The sequence below is a fragment of the Lyngbya sp. CCY1209 genome (assembly GCF_055795065.1).
This window is the reverse complement of sequence record NZ_JAYFER010000419.1, coordinates 10,879-23,635: the sequence shown is the minus strand read 5'-3', so window position 1 is coordinate 23,635 and position 12,757 is coordinate 10,879. Positions and strand designations below refer to the sequence as shown.

Below are 12,757 nucleotides of genomic sequence, written 5' to 3'. Positions count from 1 at the left end.
TTGGGAAGATTTTAAATTCGGGATAATTCCGCGATCGCTACCGATATTTATCAAGGCTCGAAACGCCACAAAATTTCCCATTCTCCAGACGCGATCGCCCGCTTTCAAACAGCAGAAAAACGACTCAAGGTCAGCTCCAGTAAAAACTCGCCCCCCTCAATTCGAGCCGACTTTCCGGGCGATCGCCCCCTCAAATATAACGAATCAAAGTAATCCGTACAACCACTGAATCAGTTCCGGAGCACGTTTGACCCCCTCAATGCGATCGGCGGGCTTGCCATTTTTAAATAAAACCAGGGTCGGCAGCGCCATAATCTGGTAGGTGGACGCAATGTCCGGATATTTGTCCGTGTCAATTTTGACAATTCTGATTTGTTCTTTCATTTCTTGGTTGACCTCTTCCAAGATGGGGGCCATCATCTGGCACGGACCGCACCAAGTTGCGTAAAAATCGACCAAAACGGGAACGTCAGAACTGTCGAGAAGTTCCTGAAAGTTGTTAAACTGCTTGTGAACGGCCATAATCTGAACGGGTTCGTCGGTTTTGCTCTCCAATTATAGTACAGTCCCCCGAGTGTAAATTCCTCGACCTCCGGAAACAGTTGAGTCTCCCCCTTCACCGGCGTGGCTCGATTTTGGGGGGGGCGACTTCGAGGCGGTCAAACGGTTGAGAAAGTGGGACATTATTTTTTGAGGCGACATCCATCTCGGGGGCGAAATCCGCCCGGTTCTCGGAGATGGGAGGGGGGGTTGAAGGCGCGATCGCGGCACTGCGATCCCCCCATCGCTATATCATGGTTGAGTTTGAGCGTAAATTAAAGGAAAAACCGATATGGAAGGACTACCCGAACCCATGGGACGGTTGAACGGACAAGTCGCCCTCGTGACCGGGGCATCCCGGGGCATCGGCAAGGCGATCGCGATCGCCCTGGCCGGCGAAGGCGCTCGGGTTGTGGTCAATTATGCCAGTTCGAGCGCTGCGGCCGAGGAAGTGGCCGCCGAAATCACCGCTGCCGGGGGGGAAGCGATCGCCCTGAAAGCCGATGTCTCCCAAGCCGCCGAAGTGGACAACCTGGTTAAAAACATCACCGACGAGTGGGGCGGCATCGATATTTTGGTCAACAACGCCGGCATCACCCGCGATACCCTGCTGCTGCGGATGAAACCGGAAGATTGGCAGGCCGTGATCAATTTGAACCTGACCGGGGTGTTTCTCTGCTGTCGGGCGATCGGCAAACTGATGCTGAAACGGCGATCGGGGCGGATCGTCAACATCGCCTCCGTCGCCGGCCAGATGGGCAACCCCGGCCAGGCCAACTACAGCGCCGCCAAGGCCGGAGTCATCGGCCTGACCAAAACCCTGGCCAAAGAATTCGCCAGCCGGGGTGTCCTCGTCAACGCCGTCGCCCCCGGATTCATCGCCACGGACATGACCAAGGACCTGAAAAATAGCGAAGAGATCCTGAAATTCATCCCCCTCGGCCGCTACGGCGAACCCGAAGAAGTCGCCGGCCTGGTGAAATTCCTCGCCGCCGACCCCGCCGCCGCCTATATCACCGGCCAAGTCTTCAACGTCGATGGCGGCATGGTAATGGCTTAGGGAGTCGGGAGTCGGTATTAGGGAGTCGGGGAGGCCGAGGAAGCGGAGGAGGCCGAGGAGGCTAGTTTATATAAGATCCGTACACACTCCCCAATCATCTGAATATGATTTTCGCTTGTAGGGGCGCAAGGTTTGCGCCCTCGGGAATTGATTCCCAAGCGATCCGGATATCCCACCCTCCGCTCCCTCCGCTCCCTCCGCTTCCCCCGCTCCCTCTTCTCCCTCTGCTCCCTCCGCTCCCCCCGCTCCCCCCGCTCCCTCCGCTCCCTCCACACCCCACACCCCAACTCTGTACGGTTTCCACGAATTAGCACTCAGACCCCATGAGTGCTAAATTGACTATTTGGAGAGCTAAATTAAGGTTCCTATGGCGAAAATTGTAGCGTTTGACGAAGAGTCACGGCGGGCGATCGAGCGGGGCGTGAACGCCCTAGCCGATGCCGTCCGCGTCACTCTCGGGCCGAGAGGTCGCAACGTGCTGATAGAGAAAAAATTTGGTGCGCCGGACATCATCAGCGACGGGATCACGGTGGCCAAAGAAATCGAACTCAGCGATCCCCTGGAAAATACAGGCGCCCGGCTGATTCAAGAAGTGGCTTCCAAAACCAACGACGTGGCTGGGGACGGGACCACCACCGCCGCGGTTTTAGCCCAGGCCATGATCCAGGAAGGGTTGAAGAACGTCGCGGCGGGAGCCAACCCGGTGTCACTGCGGCGGGGGATCGATAAGACAGTCCAGCACCTGGTCAAAGAAATCGAAGCCCTGGCCAAACCCGTCGAAGGGAGCGCGATCGAACAAGTCGCCACGGTTTCCGCCGGCAATGACGCGGAAGTGGGCGAGATGATCGCCTTGGCGATGGATAAAGTCTCCACCGACGGCGTGATCACGGTGGAAGAGTCCAAATCCCTGACCACCGAACTCGAAGTCGTGGAAGGGATGCAGATCGATCGCGGCTACCTTTCCCCCTACTTCATCACCGACAACGAGCGGATGACCGTCGAGCTCGATAACGCCCGCATCCTGATCACCGACAAAAAAATCGGCGCCATCCAGGATCTCGTCGCCGTGCTCGAAAAAGTCGCCCGCGCCAGCCAACCGCTGCTGATCATCTCCGAAGACATCGAAGGCGAAGCCCTCGCCACCTTGGTCGTCAACAAGGCCCGGGGCGTGCTGAACGTCGCGGCCGTGAAAGCGCCGGGATTCGGCGAGCGCCGCAAGGCGATGCTGCAAGACATCGCCATCCTCACCGGCGGCCAGATGATCTCCGAGGAAATCGGTTTGAGCCTGGAGACGGCGGACCTGGATATGCTGGGGACGGCCACCAAAATCACCATCGACAAGGATTCCACCACCATCGTCGCCGGGGCGGGGAATAAGGGCGACGTCGAACAGCGCATCGTCCAACTGCGCCAGCAACTCGCGGAAACGGATTCCGACTACGACAAGGAGAAATTGCAGGAGCGCATCGCCAAACTGGCCGGCGGCGTGGCGGTGATCAAAGTCGGGGCTGCGACGGAAACCGAGCTCAAATCCCGCAAACTCCGCATCGAAGACGCCCTCAACGCCACCAAAGCGGCGGTGGACGAGGGGATCGTCCCCGGTGGCGGCACGACTCTGATTCACCTGAGCAAGAAGGTGGAAGAATTGATGGCGACGTTCACCATCGAAGAAGAGAAGCTCGGCGCCCAGATCGTGGCCCGGGCCTTGGAAGCGCCGCTGCGTCAGATCGCCAACAACGCTGGGGTGGAAGGCTCGGTGATCGTCGAGCACGTCCGCGGCACCGATTTCAACGTCGGTTACAATGCCCTGACGGGCGAGTTTGAAGACCTGATCGCGGCCGGCATCATCGACCCGGCGAAGGTGGTCCGCTCCGGGCTGCAAAATGCCGGATCGATCGCCGGAATGGTGATCACGACCGAAGCCCTGGTCGTCGAGAAGCCCGAGAAGAAAGCCCCGATGCCCGACATGGACGGCATGGGCGGCATGGGCGGCATGGGCGGCATGGGCGGCATGGGCGGCATGGGCGGCATGGGCGGCATGGGCGGCATGGGGATGATGTAATCCCGATCGCCCGTTCCGCAGTCCATTAAACCCGTAAAAACCCGGTAGAATCGACACCTACCGGGTTTTGTTTTGTCCGTCAGGTGGGTGATTTCAAGCGATTATGATAGGGTTATAGCTAAATCCGGTTCAATGCCCAGATGTCGAGCGATCGCTTTGACTCCCCCCCGGCGAAGGGGAGGGCTGGGGAATCCGCGATCAATTCCAGTTCGACACCGGCTCTGATATTCGTCAATTATGGGATGTTGCCAGTCAAAATCATGCAATTTGAAGATCCCAGCGGCCCCGTTCCTCTCGACTCGCCTCTCTATATTTTCCGACCGCCGATCGAAGAGCGAATTTACCGAGAAATTGAGCAACCGGGCAGTGTCATTCGCATCCGCGCCCCCAGAAAAATGGGCAAAAGTTCCCTCCTTTACAGAATATTGGCGCGGGCTCAACAGTGCGGTTATCATACGGTCAGCATCGATTTTACCCGGGCAGAAACTGCGATTTTGTCGGATCTGAATCGGTTTTTACGTTGGTTTTGCGCCGCCGTTTGCCATCACCTCCATCTCCCCCCTCAATTGGACGACTATTGGGACGAAGATATCGGCAGCAAAATTAGCTGCACGATCTATTTTCAGGATTATATATTGACCCAGATCGATCGCCCCTTATTTATCGCCCTCAACGAGGTAAATCATCTCTTCGAGTACCCCGGAGTGGCGATGGAATTTCTGCCGTTGCTGCGGTCGTGGTACGAAGAGGCGCGGCAGGTGGAAGTGTTAAAAAAGTTGCGGTTGGCGATCGTCCATTCGACGGAAATTTACGTCCCCCTGAAATTAAATCAATCTCCGTTTAATATCGGACTGCCGATCCGACTTCCTCCCTTCACGGGCGAACAGGTCGAAGATTTGGCGCGACGTCACGGACTGGACTATAAGATTGAAAAGATGGTGCCAAAATTGATGGAGATGGTGGGGGGTCATCCCTATTTGGTACGGCTGGCGTTGTACGACCTGGTCAGTTCGTCCGAGGGGGGCAAAAATGGCAATTATAACCGTCGCCTCGACACGATTTTCGACACCGCCACCACCCAAGCCGGGATTTACAATCAACACCTGTGCGAACTGCTGGCTATTCTCGAAGATCGACCGGAATTGTTGGACGGTTTGGAAGCCGTTGTGATGGCGGAAGGGGGAACCCAAATCGAACCCATCGCTGCCTACAAATTGGAAAGTTTGGGGTTGGTGAAACTGACGGGAAATCAAGCCACGATCGGTTGCGAACTCTACCGCCAGTATTTTAGAATTCTGTGCGAACGGGGCATATTGAAACAGCGATCGCGGCTCGAACAGTTGGAGGAGATGAACCGGGAATTGCAAAAAATGGCGAATGTGGACGAATTGACCCAAGTCGCCAACCGGCGCTTTTTCGCCTCCTACTTGCGAACGCAGTGGGAACAACACGCCCTGCGGGGGGACGTCCTCTCCCTGATCATGTGCGACCTCGACTATTTCAAAGCCTACAACGATACTTACAGACATATCGCGGGCGATCGCTGTTTGCAACTGGTGGCAAAAACCCTGCAGTCGAGCGTGGGGCGATCGTCGGACGTGGTGGCTCGTTACGGGGGGGAAGAATTTGCCGTCATCCTGCCGCAAACCACCCCGGTCGGAGCCCGACATATCGCCGAAACCATCTGCAAAAATGTGAAAGCGTTACAAATTGTTCACGAAACCTCTCTCACCGGCGAAAAAATCGTTACGATGAGTGTCGGAGTCGTCAGCATGATTCCGAGGCGAAACCTCGATCCTTCAACGTTGGTGGCGGCGGCGGATGAGGCGCTGTACGAATCGAAATCTCGGGGTCGCGATCGGGTCACGGCTAAAGATCTGACGGCCGCGCCCTTTCACCAACAACTCTAGTTTCTCCGACCCGCCGAGCGATCGCAATTTGTGTCATGAATTTATCTTATTACCAAGTCGGCGGCAGCCTCCGCAATGACGCTCCCTGTTACGTAGAACGGGCGGCGGATACTCAACTCTACGAAGCTTTAAAACGGGGGGAATTTTGTTACCTCCTCAACGCCCGACAGATGGGAAAATCATCTTTGCTGGTGCGGACGAGCCACCGTTTGCGTCAGGAAGGATATCTCTGCGCCACCCTGGACATGACGGTGATCGGCAACCAGGATATCACGCCGCAGCAGTGGTACAAAGGGATCGTCGCGGCCCTGTGGCAGAAATTGAAACTGATCCGAAAGCTGAATTTAAAATCTTGGTGGGCGGAGCGAGAAGAGCGTCCGTTCGTGCAGCGGTGCGGGGAATTTATCGAGGAAATATTGGGGCAATTTCCGGATCAAAAAATCGTCATTTTTATCGACGAAATTGACAACGTTTTGAAGCTCGATTTTTCGGCGGATGATTTCTTCGCACTGATCCGTTTTTGCTACAATCAACGGGCGCTCAACCCGGAGTACGATCGCATCACGTTCGCCATTTTCGGCGTGGCAACCCCGTCCGACTTGATCCGCGATGGGTGCGCTATCGCGAATCGCACCCGCACCCCCTTCAATATCGGGACGGCGATCGCGCTCCACGGTTTTACCCCGGAAGAAGCGGAACCTTTGGCGCGGGGATTGTCGCCCCGCTCGGAGGTGGGGCGATCGCTCCTCCGAGAAATTTTAAAATGGACATCCGGCCAACCATTTCTCACTCAAAAATTGTGTAAAATACTGACAACTATAGTCGCAAAAAAAAGCAAAAATTTTATCACAGAAAATTTCGATTTTCCCCCTTTTTGGATCGATTCTGTCGTCCGAAATGAAATCGTCGAAAGTTGGGAAGCGCGGGACGAACCCGAACATTTGCGGACGATTCGGAATCGCCTTTTTTCCGACTCCAACAAGGTCGGCCGGTTGTTGGGAATCTATCAAAAAATTGTGCGGGGAGAAGCGGTCAAAAGCGATGACAGCCGGGAACAGATCGAGCTGCGGCTGTCGGGATTGGTCGCCGTCAATGGCAACTATTTGCAAGTCAAAAATCGCATTTACGAAGCCGTCTTCAACTCGGACTGGGTGCGACGGCAACTCGACGACATCCGCCCCTATTCTCAGGCGTTGGAAGCGTGGACGGCATCGGGACAGAGCGATCGCTCGCGGCTGTTGCGGGGGCGAGCCCTGCAAGACGCCCACCGGTGGGCGCAGGGCAAAAGTTTGGGCGATCTGGACTACCAATTTTTGGCGGCTTCTGTAGAGTGCGATCGCCGGGAAGTGCAGCTATTTTTGGAAGCCAAGCGGACGCAAGAAATCGAAGCGCGGCTGAAACAAGAACAACAAACCGCGAAATTTCAGCGATTATTTTTATTCGCCCTCGCAACGGCTTTTTCCGTCGCTATCGTATTGGGAATATTGTTGTATTGGCAGTATTTGCGGGCTGTCGAAGAAGCCCAAAAAGCGAAAATCAATGAAATTAAAGCCCTGAGTTTGTCCGCCGAGAAATTGTTGTTTTCTCCGCACCATTTGGAAGCCTTGTTGGGGGCGATCGAAGCCAAAATAAAATTGAATGGGGTCGAAACTCCGGTGGAATTACGGGGCCAAGTCGATGCGATTTTGGGAAAAGCCATTTTCGATCCCACCATGCCTTTCAATCATTTTTCCGCCCATGAGGGGGTGGTGACGGCGATCGATATCAGCCCCGACAGCCGGACGATCGCCACCGGCGGTTACGACAAAATCGCGCGCCTGTGGAAGCGAAACGGCGAGTTACTCCAAACCCTCGACCACGATGCCAGCATCTACAGCCTGCGCTTCACCCCCGACGGCAAAACGTTGGTGACTTCCACGCAAAAAGGCACGATTTATTTCTGGCAGCCCGACGGCCGTTTGTTGCGGACTATTCCTGCCCACGACTCCGGAATTTGGACGGTGGCGATCGCCCCGGACGGAGAAACAATCGCCTCGGCCGGAGAAGATAAAACCGTCAAAATTTGGAACCGGCGGGGCGAGAATTTGAGGACGCTGGAGGGGGTCGAGGCGGTGGGTTTGGCGTTTTCTTTCGGGGGGGATAAAATCGCCCTCGGGACTCGGGAGGGCGAACTGCAAATCCGGACTTCTGGGGGTCAACTGCTGCATACCGTCCCGGTCCACCGAGATGCTATTAAAGACGTGGCCTTCGTGGAGTGGCCGGAGGAGGGGGGCGGCACCCGGGAGGCGATCGTTTCGGGGAGTCGGGACGGGGCGGTGAAATTTTGGGACGGCGAAGGCCGGTTGCTGCAAACCCTCCCCGAACCGGGCCGGGAAGTGTACCGGATCGCCGTCGGCGGGGGCGGAACGTGGATCGCAGCCCGCTACGAAAACGGGACGGTGAACCTGTGGAAGACCCCGGGCCTGCTCTGGCAGCAGTTTCAGAGTTCCCAGTCCACGCCCCAGGCGTTGGCCTTCAGCCCGGACGGCAGGTTTTTGGCCCTCGCCGCCGACGGCGGGACGGTGAAACTCGTGCCCCTCCTCCACCCCCTGCTGACGGTGTTGCCGGGACACGAGGCGCGGGTGTGGGGCGTGAGTTTCGGCCCGGACGGGAAAACCCTCGCCTCGGGGAGTGCCGACGAGACGCTGCGGATGTGGGCGGCGGACGGTTCTTCGGTGCAAATTTGGCCCCAGGGTGTCGGGACGGTCAAACCCCAGTTTTTTACCCCGAAAATGGAGACGGAATTTCTGCCCCGGCGGCCGCTGTTGGCGACGGGGACGAGCGGCGGGGGAATTCGATTTCTGGATGCGAAAACGGGCGAGTTGGTGCGGGAATTGCCCGCCGTCCACCGCAGTTGGTCGTCGGTGGCGGTGAGTCCGGACGGGGGGGCGATCGCGTCTTGGAGCCACGATCAAACGATAAAATTGTGGAATTTGCGGGGGGAGTTGGAGCGGACTTTGAGGGGACACGGGGGCGGAATTTACAAAGTTTTGTTCAGTCCGGACGGCAAAAAAATCGCATCGGTGAGTCAGGATCACACCTTAAAAATTTGGGAATCCGACGGGACGCTGCTGCACGATATCCCCGCCCACGACAATGCGATTTCCGGCTTATCTATTTCTTCGGACGGCACGAAAATCGCCACCGCCAGCCTCGACGATACCCTCAAAATTTGGAACTTTGACGGTCAATTGCTGCGGGCGATCGCGACGGGTTCCGGGGGGTCATTGTCCGTCGCTTTCAGTCCCGACGGCGACCTCATCGCCACCGGGGGAATGGATGGAAATCTGAGCCTTTGGAAGGCGGACGGCACGAAGTTGATAACATTGATTCACCACGAGGGCGTTATTTTCGATGTCGAATTCAGCCCGGACGGCCGGCGGTTGGCTTCGGCGGGAGATGACGGTGCGATCGCCCTGTGGAATGTGGAAAAACTGCGCGATTTCGACCCCCTTAATTTTGCCTGCGGTTGGATTCGGGATTATCTGAATTACAGCGATCGCGTGGAGTCGGAAAAGCGGAGTTTGTGCGATCGTGCGGAGGAAAAATGATGGATGCAGATGCCATTTTTAAAGTCGGCGGAAGCCTGGAAAAAGACGCTCCCAGCTACGTCATGCGGGCGGCGGATACGCTACTTTACGAATCCTTAAAAAGGGGAGAATTTTGCTACGTTCTCAACTGTCGCCAGATGGGAAAATCTTCCCTGCTGGTGCGGACCAGCTACCGCTTGAAAGACGAGGGATTTCGATGTGCGACCCTGGACATGACGCTGATCGGCAATGAAGACATTACGCCCTTGCAGTGGTACAAGGGAATTGTGACCGTTTTGTGCCAAAAATTCGGAGCCGGCCATTTCAATTTAAAAAAGTGGTGGAAAGAACGAGAGGACGTATCGCTGTTGCAGCGGTTGGGAGAATTTGTTGAAGAACTGCTGCGGTTATTTCCGGACGATCGCCTGTTTATTTTTGTCGATGAAATCGATAATATCCTGAGTTTAAATTTTCCCGTCGATGATTTTTTCGCCCTGATCCGATACTGTTACAATCAGCGGGCGATCGCCCCCGAATTTAACCGAATAACGTTTGCCATTTTTGGGGTCGCTTCCCCCTCGGATCTGATCCGCGATCGCCAGAAAACGCCCTTCAACATCGGCACGGCAATTCCCCTCTCCGGCCTGTCCCTGGAAGAAGCAAAACCCCTGGAAAAGGGATTGCAAATTCCCGGCTTCGATCCTCGGATATTACTGCGGGAAGTTTTATCTTGGACGGGGGGGCAACCCTTTTTGACGCAAAAGCTGTGCAAGCTGATCGTTTTGACGGTTCGGGACTCCCAAAAAATATCGGTTCAAACCGAGGCGGAACTGGTGGAAAAAATTGCGATCGCAAAAATCGTCGATAATTGGCACTTCCAGGACGAACCGGAACATTTGAAAACCATATCGAACCGCCTGTTGAGAAGTCCGAATCAGAGTGCCGGGGCGCTATCAGTCTATCAAAAAATATTGCAAAAATATTCGGTAAAATTTGACGGAAGTGCCATTCATGTCGAACTTTTGTTGTCCGGAATAGTTGAAAATTTGAGCGAAAACTTAAAAGCAAAAAATCTCATTTATGAATCCGTATTTGATTTGATATGGGCGAGAAAAAATCTGGAAAAAATCCGCCCATATTATCGAGAAATAGACGCTTGGATTTCCTCCCAAAAAACGGATGAATCTCGGCTGTTGCGCGGGCGGGTACTCCGGGAAGCTCAAGGTTGGGCACAAGACAAAAGTTTGGGCGATTTGGACTATCAATTTTTAGCCCGTTCTGCGGAATTCGATCGCCAAGAAGTGCAAAATGCCCTGGAAGCCGAGCGATCGCAAGCCATTCAAGCACAACTGCTGCAAGAACAAAAAAACAATCGGCTGCAAAAAATACTGTTGGCGATCGCCAGTTTTTCTGCCTTAATTTTCGCCGGAATTGGTGGTGTCGCCCTGTGGCAATATCAGCGGGCAAAAGTCAGCGAAATCCTCGCCACCGCTTTTTTTTCCGAAGCCCTCTTCGCCTCGGGTCAACAGTTGGATTCCATCGTCGCCGCCATCCGCGCCAAACGTCAACTACAAAATTTGATAGTCGGCGCGGACAAAGAAACAATATCTCAAGTTCAAAATACTTTGAAACAAGCTGTTTATGGAACCAATGAATTGAATCGCATCGTCGGACATAACGGCTCCGTTCTGACCGTTGACATCAGCCCCGACGACCAATTAATCGCGACGGGAAGCAACGATAAAACGGTCAAAATTTGGCGGCGCAACGGACAGCTACTCCACACGTTGAAACACGGGGGAACCGTCCACCGCATCGCGTTCAGTCCCGAGGGCGATCGAATTGTCGCCGCCAGTTTGGACGGCAACATTCATCTGTGGAGTGTCGGCGGAGAATTGCTCGCCAGATGGCGGGGACACGATGCCCCGGTGTGGGGAATTGACATCAGCCCCGACGGAAAATTGATCGCCTCTGCCAGCGGCGATAAAACCGTAAAATTGTGGTCAATTTCCGGGGATAAAAATTCGACTCCCGCCCTTCTCCGAACCTTGACAGGACACGATATCGCCCCCTGGAATGTCGCCTTCAGTCCGGATTCCAAGTGGGTCGCCTCCGCCGGAGTAGACACTACGGTTAAACTGTGGAAGGTGGACGGAACCGCCGTAAAAACCCTGGAAGGACACCGGATGCCGGTCTGGGACGTGGCATTTTGTCCCCCGATGAATTGGCTGGTTTCCGTCAGTTCCGATCGCACGTTTAAACTGTGGGATATGGAGGGAAAATTGCTGAATTCGGTGGAGACGGAAGATGCAATTATCGGTGTCGATTGCAGTAAAAACGGTACATTTATCGCCACGGGCGGTCAAGATAATGGCATCAAGATTTGGAAGCCGGACGGCACGTTGGTTCGCCCTTTAAAACAACATGATGCTGTAGTTCGGGATGTCGCCTTGCAGTCCGACGGCTTGATGGCGGCTTCCGTCAGCGACGATGGGACGGTGAAACTGTGGGGGCGCAACAGCAACCTGGCGAACCCCCTTTACGGCCACGAAGATACGGTTTGGGACGTGGCGACGAGTCCCGATGGCCGGTGGGTGGTTTCGGCGGGGGACAAAACCCTGCAATTGTGGGACACGGCGGGGAGGCGACTGCACACCCTCGCCAACCCGGAGGGACAAGTTCGGGCCGTCGCCTTCACCCCGGATTCCCGGGGGATGATCTTCGGCAGCAATGTCGGCACCCTGGAAATTTGGGAGTGGGGCGAGGGACCCTTATCGGAGATGCGGCGCACCCAAGTTTTGAACGGACACGCGGCGTCCGTGTATGCCGTCGCCGTCAGTCCCGACGGCCAAACCATCGCCTCCGCCGGGGACGACAAAACCATCAAACTCTGGACTCGAAATGGTGAACTCCGGCACAGTTTTTTCGCCCACGAAGAGAGAATTTGGAAATTAGAATTTACACCCGATGGCAAACAATTGGTTTCTGCCAGCGAAGATGGGACGGCAAAATTGTGGGATATCGAGGGCACGGCAAGGGCGACTTTTTCCCACGATGGGGTGGTCTGGGGGGTCGCCGTTCATCCCCACAAAAATCTGGTCGCTTCCGTCAGCCGCGACGACACTTTGAAGCTGTGGAAATTTGACGGGACTTTGGTGCGATCGCTTCCCGGAAACAGCCGGGGACTGACCCGCGTTGCCTTCAGTCCGGACGGCGAAACCATCGCCACGGCCGGGGTCGATAACACGGTGAAACTGTGGGATTTACAGGGAAATTTATTGTCCACTTTGCCCGGACATCGGGGGATGGTGATATCGCTGGCATTTACCGCCGACGGCGGGTTTCTCGTTTCCGGCGGAGACGACACCACGGTTATTTTGTGGAATTTGCAGCAAATGGAAACCTCGAACGAACTCGAATATGCCTGCAATTGGGTGCGGGATTATTTGCAAACCAGTCCGGAGGTCGGATCGGATTATTATCATCAGAATCAGTTGGGCGATCGCAGTTTGTGCGACGGGGTGGGCGATCGGCATCGAAAGGGAACCAATCCATTTATTCGCCACGACAATTAGCCGGAAATTGGCAATGGCAGACCGGGCGCAAACCCGCCCTC

The 12,757-nt window shown here is 55.4% G+C and carries 6 protein-coding genes; 5 read left to right on the top strand and 1 reads right to left on the bottom strand.

The window, feature by feature from the left end; genetic code table 11:
• Positions 1–204: 204 nt before the first annotated feature.
• A complete protein-coding gene (gene trxA / locus AC0QHF_RS12660; RefSeq protein WP_324704599.1) occupies positions 205–522 on the bottom strand; it encodes a thioredoxin in 318 nt (105 codons plus the stop codon).
• 310 nt (positions 523–832) lie between these two features.
• Between trxA and fabG the strand changes: the two genes are divergently transcribed.
• From fabG to AC0QHF_RS12635, 5 genes are all read left to right on the top strand, one after another.
• A complete protein-coding gene (fabG, locus tag AC0QHF_RS12655) occupies positions 833–1,600 on the top strand; it encodes a 3-oxoacyl-[acyl-carrier-protein] reductase (protein ID WP_324704578.1) in 768 nt (255 codons plus the stop codon).
• A gap of 367 nt (positions 1,601–1,967) precedes the next feature.
• Positions 1,968–3,662 (top strand): chaperonin GroEL, encoded by a 1,695-nt coding sequence (gene groL / locus AC0QHF_RS12650; RefSeq protein WP_324704577.1) that lies wholly within the window; start codon positions 1,968–1,970, stop codon positions 3,660–3,662.
• Positions 3,663–3,904: 242 nt separating this feature from the next.
• Complete coding sequence (locus tag AC0QHF_RS12645; RefSeq protein WP_324704576.1) at positions 3,905–5,572, top strand: AAA-like domain-containing protein; 1,668 nt, start codon at positions 3,905–3,907, stop codon at positions 5,570–5,572.
• 35 nt (positions 5,573–5,607) lie between these two features.
• Positions 5,608–9,162, top strand: coding sequence for an AAA-like domain-containing protein (locus AC0QHF_RS12640; protein ID WP_324704575.1), 3,555 nt, complete (start codon positions 5,608–5,610; stop codon positions 9,160–9,162).
• Positions 9,159–12,716, top strand: coding sequence for a WD40 domain-containing protein (locus AC0QHF_RS12635; RefSeq protein WP_324704574.1), 3,558 nt, complete (start codon positions 9,159–9,161; stop codon positions 12,714–12,716). The genes AC0QHF_RS12640 and AC0QHF_RS12635 overlap by 4 nt, the downstream gene beginning before the upstream one ends.
• The last annotated feature ends 41 nt before the right edge of the window (positions 12,717–12,757 follow it).